General features: G+C 32.9%; 16 protein-coding genes. All 16 read left to right on the forward strand.

Going from position 1 to position 16,614, the window contains the following annotated elements; genetic code table 11:
- Positions 1 to 32 precede the first annotated feature (32 nt).
- The 16 genes from KWG70_RS07885 to KWG70_RS07960 all read left to right on the forward strand — a co-directional run bounded on the left by KWG70_RS07885 (position 33) and on the right by KWG70_RS07960 (position 16,421).
- Positions 33 to 2,195: a tetratricopeptide repeat protein gene (locus KWG70_RS07885; RefSeq protein ID WP_230935455.1), complete on the forward strand. Its 2,163-nt coding sequence runs from the start codon at positions 33 to 35 to the stop codon at positions 2,193 to 2,195.
- A gap of 168 nt (positions 2,196 to 2,363) precedes the next feature.
- Positions 2,364 to 2,993 (forward strand): hypothetical protein, encoded by a 630-nt coding sequence (locus KWG70_RS07890; protein ID WP_230935456.1) that lies wholly within the window; start codon positions 2,364 to 2,366, stop codon positions 2,991 to 2,993.
- 242 nt (positions 2,994 to 3,235) lie between these two features.
- On the forward strand, positions 3,236 to 3,754 hold the full coding sequence (locus KWG70_RS07895; RefSeq protein WP_230935457.1) for a hypothetical protein: 519 nt from the start codon (positions 3,236 to 3,238) through the stop codon (positions 3,752 to 3,754).
- Between the two features lie 35 nt (positions 3,755 to 3,789).
- Positions 3,790 to 4,338: a hypothetical protein gene (locus KWG70_RS07900; RefSeq protein WP_230935458.1), complete on the forward strand. Its 549-nt coding sequence runs from the start codon at positions 3,790 to 3,792 to the stop codon at positions 4,336 to 4,338.
- A gap of 6 nt (positions 4,339 to 4,344) precedes the next feature.
- Positions 4,345 to 4,701: a hypothetical protein gene (locus KWG70_RS07905; protein ID WP_230935459.1), complete on the forward strand. Its 357-nt coding sequence runs from the start codon at positions 4,345 to 4,347 to the stop codon at positions 4,699 to 4,701.
- Positions 4,702 to 4,863: 162 nt separating this feature from the next.
- Positions 4,864 to 5,658: a cation transporter gene (locus KWG70_RS07910; RefSeq protein ID WP_230935460.1), complete on the forward strand. Its 795-nt coding sequence runs from the start codon at positions 4,864 to 4,866 to the stop codon at positions 5,656 to 5,658.
- A 203-nt stretch (positions 5,659 to 5,861) separates the two neighbouring features.
- Complete coding sequence (locus tag KWG70_RS07915) at positions 5,862 to 6,713, forward strand: helix-turn-helix domain-containing protein (protein WP_230935461.1); 852 nt, start codon at positions 5,862 to 5,864, stop codon at positions 6,711 to 6,713.
- 91 nt (positions 6,714 to 6,804) lie between these two features.
- Positions 6,805 to 7,641, forward strand: coding sequence for an SDR family oxidoreductase (locus tag KWG70_RS07920; RefSeq protein ID WP_230935462.1), 837 nt, complete (start codon positions 6,805 to 6,807; stop codon positions 7,639 to 7,641).
- A gap of 156 nt (positions 7,642 to 7,797) precedes the next feature.
- Positions 7,798 to 8,619: a DUF695 domain-containing protein gene (locus KWG70_RS07925; protein ID WP_230935463.1), complete on the forward strand. Its 822-nt coding sequence runs from the start codon at positions 7,798 to 7,800 to the stop codon at positions 8,617 to 8,619.
- Between the two features lie 217 nt (positions 8,620 to 8,836).
- Positions 8,837 to 9,373: an RNA polymerase sigma factor gene (locus tag KWG70_RS07930; protein WP_230935464.1), complete on the forward strand. Its 537-nt coding sequence runs from the start codon at positions 8,837 to 8,839 to the stop codon at positions 9,371 to 9,373.
- The gene (locus KWG70_RS07935) at positions 9,370 to 9,996 is read left to right on the forward strand and encodes a hypothetical protein (RefSeq protein WP_230935465.1); all 627 of its coding nucleotides are present in this window, start codon (positions 9,370 to 9,372) and stop codon (positions 9,994 to 9,996) included. The genes KWG70_RS07930 and KWG70_RS07935 overlap by 4 nt, the downstream gene beginning before the upstream one ends.
- 12 nt (positions 9,997 to 10,008) lie before the next feature.
- Positions 10,009 to 11,022: a DUF4097 family beta strand repeat-containing protein gene (locus KWG70_RS07940; RefSeq protein WP_230935466.1), complete on the forward strand. Its 1,014-nt coding sequence runs from the start codon at positions 10,009 to 10,011 to the stop codon at positions 11,020 to 11,022.
- A 143-nt stretch (positions 11,023 to 11,165) separates the two neighbouring features.
- Entirely contained in the window at positions 11,166 to 12,608 is a 1,443-nt protein-coding gene (locus KWG70_RS07945) for a serine hydrolase domain-containing protein (protein WP_230935467.1), read from the forward strand.
- A gap of 490 nt (positions 12,609 to 13,098) precedes the next feature.
- On the forward strand, positions 13,099 to 14,742 hold the full coding sequence (locus tag KWG70_RS07950) for a T9SS type A sorting domain-containing protein (protein WP_230935468.1): 1,644 nt from the start codon (positions 13,099 to 13,101) through the stop codon (positions 14,740 to 14,742).
- A gap of 180 nt (positions 14,743 to 14,922) precedes the next feature.
- Positions 14,923 to 15,615 carry a hypothetical protein gene (locus KWG70_RS07955; protein ID WP_230935469.1) on the forward strand — a complete coding sequence of 231 codons (693 nt, stop codon included), beginning with the start codon at positions 14,923 to 14,925 and terminating at the stop codon, positions 15,613 to 15,615.
- A gap of 143 nt (positions 15,616 to 15,758) precedes the next feature.
- Positions 15,759 to 16,421: a hypothetical protein gene (locus KWG70_RS07960; protein WP_230935470.1), complete on the forward strand. Its 663-nt coding sequence runs from the start codon at positions 15,759 to 15,761 to the stop codon at positions 16,419 to 16,421.
- Positions 16,422 to 16,614 lie beyond the last annotated feature (193 nt).

A 16,614-nucleotide genomic window follows, 5' to 3' on the forward strand; every position in this document is an offset into this window, starting at 1 on the left:
ATATTTTTAATTAGCTATTAAACATCTGAACAATGTCTACAGAGCCAAAAAGACAAAAGAAATGGGTTAAGACCTTAAAAATTCTAGCTGCTTATCTTGTTGCTGCTTGGACTTTTTTACAATTTGTAGATTGGGTTTTAAACCGTTATAACATTTCGCCACATTGGGTTGATGTTTTGCTGTGGCTATTTATTGGCATCATTCCTTCGCTTGCTATTTACCTGTATCATCAAGAGCGCATTAATAAACGTATATTAAAGCTTCGTGAAAAAATACTCTTCCCTTTAAATATTGTTATCCTATGTATTGTCGTCTATTTTGGCTTCGGAAATAGTGACTTAGGCGCAACCACCAAGGAAATAAAATATACGAATGAAAGCGGACAAACGGAGAGCAAAACAATCACAAAAGAAGAATTTAGAATTGGCATCCCGATTTTCGCTTTTGAAAATTTAACCAATGATGACGCTCAAGAATGGTTACGTTATGGTATTGGCAGACTGCTGTATCAAGATTTGACGCAAAACAAAAGTTTGAGTCCGGATTTTGCAGACATCTCCAATACAACATCCAAGATTAAAGAAGCCAGTTTGTTCTATGACTTTTATGTAGATGGCACGTTTAATAAAATAGGTGATGATTATGAAGTAAAGACGTTCATCAAAAAATCTACCAATGGAAAAACCTTGAAAGAGCAAACATTTAAAGGGCCAAATTTACTTGTACTACTAGACGACATTAGTGTATTTATAACCAACCAGTCTGGTTTTGTAGAATCCAATACACTCAAGTATTTAGATTTTCCAATTAACGAGTTTATGAGCAATTCTATGGAAGCGCTCAAAGAATTTATTCACGGAAATTATAACAAAGCGACGTCTATAGATGAGCGATTTGCTATGGCTTATTTAGAAGATGCCAAACGCGCATTGCGTTTTAACAGAGGGAAATTAGAAGCTCAAGACATTGCAGATAAAGCCTTTACCTATAGAAATAAATTACCATTGCAACGCCAGTTAGAAGTTAATATACAGCGCAATATCGCATATGAAAATTACGATTTAGCCGAAGAACAGGTAAAGCTTCAACTTGAAGTCGATCCAAATAACGACTTTTACAATCAGGTCCTATTTTCCATTTATGGCGAAACACGTCAAACTAAAAAATATCTGGAAACCACAGAGCGTTTATTTAGAAATGAACCTAACCCAGATAATGGCATTAACCTTGCCGTAGCATCTATGGTAGAAGGCGATGATGACCGACTGATAGCAGAGATTGAAAAATATGAAATTATCAATCCGTCGTTGAGTATATTCAAATTGCAGCCTTTATTATTTAAAGGCGAATTCTCAAAAGCCAAAACCCTATTAAAAGACATTAAAACCCTTCATCCTGGTTATAAAAACAGATGGCAGGTTTACGACACGGCAATCGCTTACTTAGAAAAAAACAAGCTCGATATAGGACTCTATGACGATTTTGTTGGACGGTATCGTTACGATTACAACGAACAAACCCTAGACTTATGGATTAAAAATAACAGAATCATAAGATACGTCAATAACCAGAATATGGCGCCTTTAATTCTTGCAGGACCAAAATCTATTGTTGGCGGATTTATAAATAATCGCACATGGCGTTATGATTTGGTTTACAACCGTTCGGGAAAAGTGATTGCTATTAAAAATGCGCAGCATGACTACAAAAACTCTGTTTCGACTTGGTATTGGAAAGAAGACCAAAGTATACTCCATGCACACGATGCCTTTGATCAAGGTAATTTAGATGAAGCCGAAAAGTTATATGAAATCGCTGTAAAAGAAAATCCCGAACATGCATATCTCAAAAACATAGTTAAGTATTTACAATACAGAAAAGCAATGACTCCCGATTCGTTACAGCTTCAGAACAAACATTTTGAAGGCACTTACGGTCCACGTAAGTTTTGGGTTGAAGACGGAAAGTTTTACTATAAGCGTAAGGAAGAAAATGTGAACTTACCAAAAGTAGAGCTCCTGCCAATTTCGGAGAACACCTATATGAACAATACGAAATTAGGAACGTTGATGACCTTCGAAACGACCGATGATGGCACACTAGCCTCTGTACCTTATTCATTTAACACGGAGACCATGACATGGGATCGACTGACCGAGGAAACCAACAATTATTATTTGAAAGATAAAGATTAATTTATCTACCCACCTTCTCTATCGTTATTGCGGCATGTATGACTGCAAAAATAGGAGTTGTCAAATTTGTAAACAGGAACAAAATGTCCTGATTACGGGAGCATAGACCCCAAAAACGCGTATATTTATCTCTATATAACCAGTTATGTGCAAATTGAACAACCTGCAATGAAAGTAATTTACCTAATAATTTTATCTCTTTTTATTTGTTCTTGTAATAGTCAAGAAAACTTCTACGAAATAGATAAGTCTATTGAAAATGATTTGAAAGTTAATAAAGAGGCAGATGAAATGAGCAAATTTGGAACTGGAAACCTATCATATTTTATTTTTTCAAATAGCAAAATGGAGAAAATGACTGATGAAAATGAACAATCTGACTTTGACTTTAAAAAAATGATTGATACTACAAACACATTACTCCGAAACGTTTGTCACTGTCAGCTTAAAAATGATACAATAAAAATTTCAGGTGGAATTTTTTATGGTGGTGGAATAGGATACCAAATGAAAATGACTAAAAATGAATTTAACGGACAAATTGTACTCGCATCTGATTCAAAAACTTATAAAAAAACCAAAGATGGAGAATTTATTAAAGAACTTTACCTCGCTAGTGAACATCAAGATATTCGATTTTATGAAAAGCCTGAATTTAAGATTGACTCTATCTTAAAAGGAAAAATCATACTGACATCGGAAAATTATTATACTAAATCATCTGATGGGTTAGAAAAAGACCAAACAATAATGAAAATACTCTTCGAATGTAAATTGTCTGAATATGGTGGATTTTAAAAATCTGCACATAACAACGTGTATAATCAATTGCTTGATTATTGCCTACTCGGAAAATCCTACGGATTTTCCTCTGGTTTGTTTTCTTTTACTAATTTAGACCTAGCCAACGCAACAACTATTAAAGCTAGTAGATTTTTGTTCGGCATTTTAAAAAAATGACGCCAACAAAAACGACCTAGGGAAAATAATCACCGAAGGTAAAACATACACGAACACGTTGTACAACATTACCAAGAACTATGGGAATATTTGATTTTTGGAAGAAAAAACGAAACTTTGAATTGAATACCGAGGATGTTCCTGTTTACAAGAAAATAACGGTTGATTTACAGAATAAAACGCAGGCTGAAAAAGGAACTGTTGAAAAGTATTGGTTTGAGAACGAAAATATTGGACTAAAAAAAACTTTGTTTCATAGGATTTCAATTCCATTAAAACCATTTGACTCTGGAATTGAATACGAATCGCAACCAGTTGAAACCATAATGAGTATTGAGTGGATGAATTTGAATTTACCTAATCCAGATGAATTGGATGGTATATCAATTAAAACCGATAAAGATTCTGAAATAGAAGCTTCCGTATATATTGGAAATGCTCATAATTCTTTTGATATTTTTATGCTGACTTTGAATAAAATTGACGAAAGAAATTACAGAGCAATCGGAAAAATAATGGTTGATTTCGAACACGAAATGGTTGCTAATAACGAGACTTTCGAATTTGACACAACAATTGAGTTTAATAGAACTGAATAATAAAAATAACGTTGCACAACAACGTGCATAGCCAATTGCTAGTTCTGTGTGTACTCGGACACGAACGCAGCGAACTGGCGTTAGCAAGATCCTATGGATCTTCCTCTGGTTCGTTTTCTTTTGCTAACTTTAACCTAACCAACGCAACACACGAGCGAAGCGAACTGGCGAAGCAAACCATACACAAAACCGTTGTGCTTAATTTGAAAAACATGTTTTGGAAAGCGAAGAATAAACTTAAACCAAAAGAGGATTTTTATTCCAAAATAGAAAATTACTATTTAGATAAAGCTTTGGGGAAGATCCCAAAAGACTTACTTAATGATTTATTCTCTTTAATTACAAGAGACCAATATAACTCATACGGAATCAAATGGCATGATTATCCAAAATCACGAAAACGTTACTCTGAATTTAAAATAAGTGATCTTGAGCATCCATATACTCAAAATGATATTATAGTTTTCTTTAAAAAAAGAGATAAAGTAAATTATAAACTTTACTCTTCTTTATTGTTAAATATGTCAGAACAGGAGATAGTTGAATTCGAAATAAGACGTGAAGAATTCGAAAGTTATTTTTAAACACCTATGAAAAAATTCTATAATATTCTAAAGAAAATGGAATTTCGGCCTGCAATGTGGACTGGAGAAACAAGTTTAAAAAGTATTAGAATTTTTCTAAATGGATATTCTATAGCGCTTCGTGAGCATAATATTTTACAATCATCAGAAGAATTAGAAATAAACTTTCATGATTGGATTGCTAACAAATTAGGATTCTATGAGTCAACTTCAGGTTGGCCCAATATGATTTTAGCAGTAACTATAGGTTTAAATCCAAAAAGCATAAAATGGGAAAATTATGATTCTAAAGTTACTAAGGAACAACATGAAAAATCAATCAAAAAGTTTTATGAACTACTTGAAGAATTCATGAACGAATAAAAACTAAGCACAACAACGTGTATAATTAATACTCAACTTCTACTCCATTTAAAATTTATATCTTTAAACAACTGATTTGCTACCATTGAAAATCCTGCGGATTCTCAATCGCACAAACCATACGCAAACACGTTGTAACCAATGCAAAAAAATCATTACTGAATGCAAAAATCGGTATTTGAAATTACCAAAATGGATTGTCCTTCAGAAGAAAACCTAATCCGAATGAAATTGGATGGAATTTCAGGTATTGCTAATTTAGATTTTGATATTCCCAACCGAAAATTAACCGTTTTTCACAGTGAAGAGAATGAATTAATCGAAAAGTCAATTCTTGAACTGAACTTGGGCGGAAAAAAAATCTTGACTGAGCAAACAGACCGAATAAATTTCAAAGAAAATGCAAACCAAAAAAAACTACTTTGGTCAGTACTTGCAATCAACTTTACTTTTTTTCTAATCGAAATGACAACTGGAATAATCTCAAAATCAATGGGATTAGTTGCGGATAGTTTAGATATGCTTGCCGACAGCTTTGTTTACGGAATTAGCCTGTTTGCAGTTGGAGGAACGCTGATTAGGAAAAAACGGATTGCCAAACTTGCTGGCTATTTTCAAATCATTTTAGCTGTTATTGGATTTATAGAAGTTTTAAGACGATTTTTCGGAGAAGAAAGACTTCCAGATTTTTCGACAATGATTATCGTTTCAATTTTTGCTCTTATCGCTAATGGAATTTGTCTTTATATATTACAAAAATCAAACAGTAAAGAAGAGGCGCATATGAAAGCAAGTATGATTTTTACTTCAAATGATGTTATTATTAATTTAGGAGTAATAATCGCAGGTGTCCTTGTTAATTGGTTAAGTTCAAGTAAACCTGATTTAATTATTGGAACAATAGTTTTTGTTTTAGTTATTCAAGGTGCAATTCGAATTTTAAAACTTGGAAAGTAAAAAGCACAGGTTATAACAACATGTATAATCAATTGCTCATTCTGTGTATACTCGGACACAAGCGTAGCGAACTGGCGCAAGCAAAATCCTGCAGATTTCCTTAATGATCCGTTCCCTTTTACTATCTTAGACCTACCCATCGTAACTAAAGCATACACGAACACGTTGGCAATAATTAATATCGATTGAGATAATTCATAAGAATGAATCGTGAAATAATAGATATAAATGATTACACAATCTTGTTGGAAGAGGCTTCTACCGATACTAATTTAATAGATTCATGTTTTTTTGACGAGCCTGTAATAGCTATCGCCTTTTATGGCGCAGGTGATGTTGGACTTAAGGTAAAATTTGATGGGAAAGCCAAAGAATTCCATCACACCAAAGGTATGGTACTATCATTTTATGCAGATAATATGGTAGAGTTTGAACATCATGTTTCCAAACTAAAATCGCTACAATGTTTAGTAATCGCTACAACAATAAAAAACATAGACAAATTACCTAATGGTGAAGGTCAATTCTTGGAACAATTTTTATATCAATTAATTCACCCAAAAGATCATTATGTTGAAGGCCCAGTATTCAATATGAGCCCAGAAATGTTTCAATTAGTTGAACAGTTCTTCATCAATACTTACGAGGGTGAGATTAAAATGATGTTTTATAAAAGTCATATCACAGCTTTACTTTCTCATTATTTTGGACAATTGGCAAAACAACAAAACACAACACTTAATACTTCGCAAATAGAAAAAATCAATCTTGCTCAAGAAATTTTATTATCCAATTTAGAAAACCCACCTTCCTTAACAGAATTGGCCAACAGGATTGGAACCAACACTAATAAGCTTAAAATAGAGTTTAAAGCACAGTTTGGCGTTCCTGTTTTCAAATACTTACAAAATGAACGCTTAAAAAAAGCCTATAGTTTAATTAAAAACGAACAAAAAACTATTCAAGAAGCCGCTTGGGCTGTAGGTTACGATAGTTTAGGTTCTTTCTCTAACGCTTTTGAAAGAAAGTTTGGCTACAGACCTAGCCAAGTATAAAATTCTTTTCGAATAAATCATAATTCTTTTTGAATAAGTCACTGGTTCACAGCTACAATAGATTTGTACCATAATTCAAAAAACAAAAATTATGAAATCAAACATTTTAGTTATCGGAGGAACCGGAAAAACTGGTCGCCGAGTAGTCGAGCAATTACAAAACAAAGGAATTGAGCCAAGAATTGGTTCAAGAAATGCATCACCAAGCTTTGATTGGGACAATAAAAATACTTGGGTAGATGCCTTAAACGGCATTGAAAAAATGTATGTTACTTATTATCCTGACCTAGCAGTTCCAGGAGCTAAAGAAGCCATAGAGAGTTTAACTCATTTAGCCATAGAATTAGGAGTAAAAAAAATGGTTTTACTTTCAGGAAAAGGTGAAACTGAAGCTGAAGCTTGTGAAAAAATTGTTATGGATTCTGGCATAAATTACACGATCGTTCGAGCCTCGTGGTTTAACCAAAATTGGAGCGAAAGTTTCTTTTTAGACCCTATTCTTTCAGGAGAAGTGGCATTACCAATGTCTGATGTTTTAATTCCATTTGTAGATGCAAATGATATTGCAGAAGTAGCAGCAACTGTATTATTGGATGACACTTATAATAGTGAAATTATTGAGGTAACTGGTCCAGAATTAATCACGTTTAAAGATGTTGTGAATATCATTTCAAGGACTAGTAATAGAAAATTAAACTTCTATGACATCACATTAGAACAGTATATTAATGGTATGAAGCAAATACAAATTCCTAATGATGTTGTTTGGTTAATCGAGTATTTATTTAGTCATGTTTTAACCAATCCAAAGAATCAACTGGTAGTTAATGATATTGAACGTGTTCTAGGCAGAAAAGCGAAAACATTTCTAGAATATGCACAAGAAACGGTTGAAACTGGGATTTGGAATCAAGTTGAAGTCCATTAACTATTGTCAACAACGTGTATAGCTCATTGTGGCTGAATTACTTCGTCAGTTCGCTGCGCTCGTGTCATTGCAATTTGCTATCTTTCGGTTACGGCGGAAAATCAACTATGATTTTCCGCAACAAACCATATAAACACGCTGTACATAATGCATAAAATGAAAAAACTATCAATACTTCTTATTTCAGTCTTTTTGAGTAACCTATGTGTTTTCGGACAAAATGAGGTTGAAAGTTGGGAATCATATATAGCTTCTTACGAAGAAAATAAACCAGGATCTACTACTGTAAGAATGGATATCTTCAATCAAACTCCTATCCCAGAATATCAATATGTTCTAGTTACTGGAATCAAATACGAAAGTAAAAGAGAAGATGGATTTCCTGAAGATGAAACTTTTAAATTGTTGCACAAACTTGGAGATGAACTCGTTGAACTTATGAATAAAAACTCTGAGAATATTTTTGTTGGTTCGTTCATGTTTGAGTATGAACGTCTTGAATACTTTTATATTAAAACAGATAATGGAATTGAAAATAAACTAAAAGAATTTTATAATTCAAATTATCCTAATCATGAACATTACATAAATCTTAAGAAGGATACTAACTGGAGTTATTATAGAGAGTTTCTTTATCCTAGTCAGGAGATCATGGAATATCTTGGAGATCAACGGGTAGTCGAAACATTAATTGAAGCTGGAGACAATTTAATCAAAGCTCGACGTGTTGATCATTGGGCTTACTTTAACGATGAATCAAAAATGGAATCCTTCAAAAAAGAAATCAAAAAATTGAATTTTAAAATTCAAAATTCAACAAAAACTGATGATGACTCTACTCCGTTCATGGTGCATTTTTATAGAGTTGACAAGGTTGACCTAGACACCATTTATTCTATAACGTCCTCTTTGAGGGAATTGGCAATTTCATATGATGGTGATTACGATGGTTGGGAAACTTCAGTAGAAAAAGAATAACGCACTATGCTCAACAACTTTTATAATCAATGCTTACCTCCTGCTTCATTTTTAATTATAAACTCAATCAGACCCAGAGTTTCTCAAAAAAAATACGATTAATAGATCTGATCGTTTTTTTCCATAAACACAATAACTTTTAAAATTGTAACAACTTTTTGTGACATTTTTTTAAATACTCCGTTATTATATAAACCAATCAAAGAAAATGTAATTTTTGGAACGCCCAGAATTAATAAAAGCATGCAAACAGAATAATCTAAAAGCACAAATGCAAGTATATCAGATGTACAAGGATATGCTATATAATGTGAGTTACAGGATTGTTAAAAATGAACACGATGCTCAGGATACTGTTCATGATGCCTTTATAAAAGCGTTTCAGAATATTTCTAAGTTAGAAAACGATCTTAACCTTGGGCCTTGGTTAAAACGTATTGTAGTAAATAGCTCACTAGATTTTTTAAGACAAAAAAAGAAATTGGGCTGGCTACAAGAATCGTATGAATTTACAGAATCTACTAAAGAAAATGACACCTATGAAGATGTTACACTTAAAGTAGAAGAAGTAAAAAAAGCTATAAACAATCTAAAAGACAAATACCGAATTATTATGGTCCTGTACCTCATTGAAGATTATTCGCATAAAGAAATCGCAGAGCAGCTAGGACTTAAAGAAAGTACAGTACGCAACCAATACGTAAGAGGGAAACGTCTTTTAAAACAACAATTACAAAATAGCGTAGCATTATGAGTTTAGAGACATTTGTAAAGGAAAATCAAAACGCTTTTGATGATAAATCAATGCCAAAAGCGGCTAGCTTAGATTTTGAGTCGAAACTTAAAAAAGAATTGCATCAAGACACTAGTAAAGTCAGACGTTTGCAGATAATAAGATATTTCTCTGTTGCAGCAAGTATAGCACTACTAGTCACTTTTGGGTATTGGTATCAGAATAGACAAGAGCATATTGAGAAAAGAGATAATCTGGTATTAGCGTTAGATGAGAGTGATACCAATAGTTCCCGCTTAGAAGCTATTTATGAGATTGAAGATCAGTTTGCAAATGAAAAGGAGGATGAAAAAATATTAAACGCCTTCTTTAAAATTTTAAAAGCTGATTCTGATGCCAATTCTAAAGTCGCTGTGATAGATGCACTGTTAAAGTTTCCGGATAATGCAATAGTGAGGAGTCAACTCATTGATGCCTTAGGTAATGAAACAGAACCGTTAGTCCAGTTAAAACTCATAAAATCTGTAGCTACACTTAGAGAACAGCGTGCAAAGGCACCACTTAAAAAAATCATTGAAGATGAAGAATCTTTACCTTTAGTAAAAGGTAATGCTTCAGCTTTATTAGCCATGTTAAATCAATAAAAACGAATAGAAATGAAACATATAATCACAGTAATAGCACTACTTTTAATAGTTGGTGTAGGTAACGCTCAAGAGAAAGAAAAACGTATTAAGTTTAATAAGGGAACACTAAAAATATGTTCAAACTCACATATGACCATTAAAGGTTATGATGGTAATGAAGTTATCATAAAGAGTCTTAATGAATCACGCTTTTCCTATTATTATGACTTTGGAGACAAAGACGATAAGCTTATAGATTCCTTAGAAGAGTCATCAGACAATGCATTGGCGAAGAGTTACTATCTATTGTCTTCACACTATGAAGATAAGGAATTAGAGAAAGGCCTAAAACCTTTAGGTAATAAGTCTACCAGTCCAGAGGATAATTTGTTTCTGGATATTACAGAAAAGCCAGGAGAATTAATCATTAAAGATTATAAGTATAACCAATCAGGAAATAACAAATTATTGGGTTATACAACGAAGTCTTCGGATAATAATACTAATAAGAAATCTGATGAAAACTTTAGCACTTCATTAAGCGGTTTAGCTTCAATGAATAATAAATATGAAATTTTAATTCCTAATTCCATTAAATTATCATGGAATGTAGAAGATTGCTCTAAAAAGAATTCTAATACGTTTTTTATGCGGACAACTTCAACTCCTTGGAAATTAACTGATTTTAAAGGAGACGTTGAGATTTCAACATCTTATAACTCCATAAGCTTAACCAATGTTAGCGGTCCTGTAATTGCTAATACTATTGGTGGAAATATCACTGTAGCGTTTGATAAAATTATGCCAACCAAGTTATATTCTTTAGTAAGCAACGATGGTTATATAGATATAAGCTTACCTAATAATGCTGACTTAAAAGTCGATGTTAATGGCAAGCGTATACTTAGTGATATAGATTTTACTGTTTTAAGTGAAACCTTACAAGACGGTATTAAAAAAATGAAACTTCAGTTAAACTCCGGTAAAACAAAACTGAAGATAGATGCAGGTTCAGGAAGTGTCTATTTAAGAAAGCGAAACTAATCTTAAAACGTCTAGCTTATGAGTTAGACGTTTTCTTCCCAGATATTTACAATATAATTCTTGCAGGCCTTAATGGTGATGATTTTATAAGTCAAAAAGTAGCTTATGGAATTTAACTAAAAACCAATTAAAAAAATTTAATTATGCGTTTATTATGTTTTGTCATGACCCTATGCCTCATTACTAGCTGTGAAGGTCAAAAAAAGAATGAAAATAAAGTTTTAGAAGATCGAATTTCTCGAATAGAAAATGGTTTGCAATCCAGACTTCAAATACAATACAATGATAGTACGATTAAAAGTATTTACAATATAGAAGAGCGAATGCAAGAATTGAAAGTTCCTGGATTGAGTATTGCTGTACTAAATAATGGCGTTATTGAATGGGATAAAGGTTACGGAATAGCTGATAGTCTAGAAAACAGAAAAGTGACCACTAAAACATTATTCCAAGCTGGATCTATTAGCAAAGTAGTTGCAGCAACTAGGGCTCTCCAACTGGCGGAGCAGAGTTTGATTGATTTAGATTTAAATGTAAATACGTATTTATCTAGTTGGAAATTGCCAGAAAATGAGTTTACAGAAAACCAAAAAGTAACCACCAGGAGGATACTGAATCATACTGCTGGACTTACAATTAGTGGTTTTAAAGGATATAAAAAAGGTGAAACCATACCTAGCATCCCAAAAATTTTAGATGGAAAAGGAAACACAAACCCAGTTCGTGTTTATAAAGAACCAGGCAAAAGTTGGAGCTATTCTGGTGGAGGATATACGATTATGCAGCATATGATTACCGATATCGAACAAAAGCAATTTCCAGAAATTATGATGGAAAATGTTTTGAAGCCCTTAGGAATGACATCCAGTACTTTTAAAAATCCGTTACCACAAGCCTATCATAATATAGCTGCAGCAGGATACAATTTTGATGGAACTCAGGTAGAAGGAAAATGGTGGATTTATCCAGAGATGGCAGCGGCTGGATTATGGACAACGCCATCTGAATTACTAGTATGGGCAAAAGAAATTCAACAAATATTACAAACACAAAAAGACGGATTATTACAAGTAAACACTGTAAGTGAAATGCTTACCCCTAATGAAGATGATCAAGGACTTGGTCCATATGTACTTGATCTCACTTTTGGACATGGTGGAGCCGACGAAGGATTTCGAGCTGATCTTGTGGTCTGGAAAAAGACTCCCAATGCGGTTGTTATTATGACTAATTCTCAAAATGGAAATACCATTATAAGAGAACTCTTGCTGAGTATCGTTCACGAATATAACTTACCTGGTTACACACCTACAAAAAGAGTTTTCAAAGAACAATCACAAGAGCAACTTGCAAGGTTTATAGGGACATATGATTTTCTAGAAAAAGGAATAGCAAATATGACTGTTAAAGGTGACGGTTTAGAGTTTACAGGAGAATTATTTTCAAAGCCAATTTTCTTATGGCCAGAGTCTGATACTACATTTTTTAATAAAAAAACTGGAACACGTTATAAATTTACTTTAAAAAACGGTGCTGTAAAAGGTGTTAAGTTTTCTAGGTTTGAAGGTAAAAAATTAAGCCATTAAGATATTAGAAACCAGACAAAGCTTTATGAGTTTTATAACGCCAAAAGGGACACTAGCGTAATCAAAAGGCGCAAGCAAAACCCTATGGTTTTCCTGTGGTTCATTCTTTTTTGCCAACTTAGTTTCTCACCTACGTAACTAAACCACACACAATCACTTTAGAATCGAAACGATACTATGAAAAACATACTTTACTTAGGCTTGCTTCTTTTTCTGCAATTAGTTGTAACAGTGAAAATTCAAAGCAGACTTGCAAAGAAAGCACCTTTGAAACAGGCTACTGTTGCTCAAGGTTATGACATGGACAAAATTATCCGATAGCACAAGCACTAAACGTAAATTGTTAGAGTTTAGTAAGCTCTAATCAAAATATGCTACAAAAGTTTTGACTTCAATACAATTTTGTTAATCCCCTTGAATTCTTTATATTAGATTAATAAAGTGATTGACCTACAATCATTTAGCCTTATCGAACCCAAATCTGTGTCTTATGAAAACCTATTACACTATTGTCTTGTTTTCCCTATTGTCGTTTAATACTATTTCTGCAACCGACTATCATGTTGGTCCAGGACAACCATTAGCTAATATTTCCGAAGTTCCTTGGGATGCATTACAAGCTGGAGATAAAATATACATCCACTGGAAAAGCACACCTTATTACGAAAAATGGGTGATAAATGCCCAAGGTACCGCACAAAATAGAATTGAAATTATTGGTGTGAGCGGTCCTAGTGGACAAAAACCAATAATTGATGGGAATGGAGCCGTCACTCCTACCTATTTAAATTATTGGAATGAAGTAAGAGGTCTTATTAAAATAGGCGGTTCTAGTGTGCCTTCAGATGGTTTGCCGAGCTATATTACCATTGAAAATTTAGAACTACGATCTGTAAGGCCTGCCTACACCTTTACAACAGATAACGGTCAAACAGATACCTATGCTAGTAATGCTGCTTCCATTTATATAGAAAAAGGCGAGCATATCATTATTAGAGATTGCATTATTCACGATTCTGGAAATGGTATCTTTATTGGTGCTAATAATGGACAGACAAAAGATATTCTCATTGCCAATAATTACATCTACGATAATGGAATCGTCGGAAGTATTTTTGAGCATAACACCTATACTGAAGCTCTAGGAATTACTTACGAATACAATAGATTTGGTCCCTTAAGAGCAGGTGCTAATGGTAACAACCTTAAAGATAGATCTGCCGGACTGGTGGTTAGATACAATTGGATCGAAAGCGGAAATCGTCAATTGGATCTTGTTGAATCTGGTACATCTGCATTGTATAACGACCCTTCTTATTCTACAACTTACGTTTATGGTAACATTCTCATAGAACCAAATGGTGCAGGAAATTCTCAAATCATCCATTATGGAGGAGATAATGGCACCACCTCACAATATAGAAAAGGCGATTTTTATTTTTATAATAATACAGTCATATCTACAAGAAACTCTAATACAACTCTAGCGCGTCTTTCCACTCAGGATGAAACCATGCACAGTTTCAATAATATTATATATACATCTAATAATGGGAGTAGTATGGCGATGATTAATGGTGATGGGACTTTAAATAGTCATCACAATTGGATCAAAACTAATTGGGTAGATTCACACAGTGGCTCGGGATTGGGTACAGTAAACGATCTAGGTAATAATCTAACGGGCTCAGAGCCATTGTTTGTAGATTTTAATACTCAAGATTTCAACTTACAAGACACGTCTTTATTAATTGATGCAGGCAGTGCAATTCCGTCCGTTCATCTTCCAGATCATGATGTGTTGAACGAATATGTTATGCATACCAATAGTGTCGCTAAACAAGTTGTAAATACGTTGGATATAGGCGCATTTGAAAACCTATCGGCTTTATCAGTCACCGACTTTTCTCAAGAGCGGATTCTGTTGTATCCAAATCCGAGTACTTCATTGGTTTTTTTGAAAAATATTGAGCCCAATACAATTAAGAGTATTGCATTTTACTCAGTCAGTGGTCAATTAGTTTTAACATCAACAGATACAGCTATTGATGTAAGAGCTATGGCTAGTGGGATTTATTTTGTAAAAGTTAATGCTTTAGATCGTCAAGCCATATTCCGATTTATAAAACAATAAACTCGTTGAATCCATTGGTAACATATTTTTATGAAATAATGATATGATTCCACGCTATTATAAATTTGTAAACGGGAACAAAACTTCCCGTTTACGGGAATATAGACCCCAAAAACGCGTATATTTATCTCCATATAACCAGTTGTGTGTAATTAAAAAACACCCCAAATAATCAACTAAATGATAGCGTTTATTGAAAAATATTGGACTTATATAATAACCATTGGAACTGTAATTGCCTATTTGTTTGATAAGGGAAGAACCATTTGGATTGAAAAAAAAGCAAAACAGGTCTCTTATAATCGACTTTTTTCTTCTGTTCTAAAATTACATTTCAGCTACATAAAACATACAGAACTCTATGCTGAAAAGCCACCAATGAATATACCTGACGAAATGTTTATTCCTATGATAGAACATATTGACACATTTAGTACTGATATTGATGAGTTTAAAAAAACAATAGATAGAGAATCAGATATAGTACCAGAAATAATTATACAAACTCACAATCTTTTTGATACTATTGACAGGATTAGAATTGTAGACAGAATGCAAGAAAAGAATTCCAAAAACAATATTGAAGTTTCAGAATCTGAAAATATAGCAGTGAAGCGTGCATTATTTTATGCAATGTCAGAGACATTCGATGATTTCTTTGAAGACATAATACTGCAATTACATAAAAAGTCATCATCTTCTCATGACTTCGTGAGTATGCTTAAACATTTTAAAACTGATGAATACAAAGAAGAAGTAGCGTTTGAACAGAAAAAAATTATGAAGAGGTATTACGAATCTCTTAATAGACAGGGTTTAATTCCTAATGAAGTATACAATGCACTTCTTACAGAATTTAAATTGAAAAAGTAACTACACACAACAACGTGTATAGCTAATTATTCGTCCAGCTTGTACTCGGAAAATCCTACGGATTTCCCTAATGGTTCGTTTCCTTTTACTAACTTTAGCCTAGCCAACATAACTAGCCATACACAAACACGTTGAGCTTAATTATGAAAAGAAACTTTTTGATCTTAACAATTGTAATAATTAGCATTTCATCTATTCATTTTTCTTTTAAGAGCAATGATTGTGAAGACAAAGACATAATAAAATACTTTGTTAATCCAGATTTAGACAAAACTAACTATAGGTTATTTGAAAGTAAAAATACAATTTTACCTAAAGTCTTATTTAAACAGATTATAAAAAAAAACACAGATAGTGATGGAATAAATATGGAATATTATTTTATGACTCCAGATTCAATTCCATATTATGGAGGAATCGAAAATATTAGTTTTGACACAGTTAAAATTTTAGAACAATATATATATCTAGATAATAGAAAAATAAAAGCTCATAAAATAACTGGTGAAATATGGAAACCATATTTGGAAGCACCTAAAACTATAACGAATGAATTCTTTGATAAGGAATCAGGTTTAGGTATTAAAAGTATTTCACAAACTTTTGTTAGTTTTAAAGATACCTTAAATACAAAGTCATTCATGATTGAATTTAAATCAAAAGCGATTATGTATAGAGACGGGGAAAAATTCAATGAAATCTACTCTAATACTAAAAGACTATATTTAAAAAATAAAGGATTAGTTTATTATAAAGAAACAGTTGATAATGAAGATAGTGATTACTATCTAGTCAAAAATTACTAAGCCCAACAACATGTATAACTAATTGCTTGGTCTATGTGTACTCGGACACGAACTTAGCGAACTGGCGTTAGCAAAATCCTACGGATTTTCCTCTGGTTCGTTTTCTTTTGCTAACTTAGTTCCTGCAACACAACAACTATTAAAGCTAGTAGATTTTTGTTCGGCATTTTAAAAAAATGACGCTAACAAAAAC

The sequence above is a fragment of the Psychroserpens luteolus genome (assembly GCF_021032705.1).
GTDB lineage: Bacteria > Bacteroidota > Bacteroidia > Flavobacteriales > Flavobacteriaceae > Psychroserpens > Psychroserpens luteolus.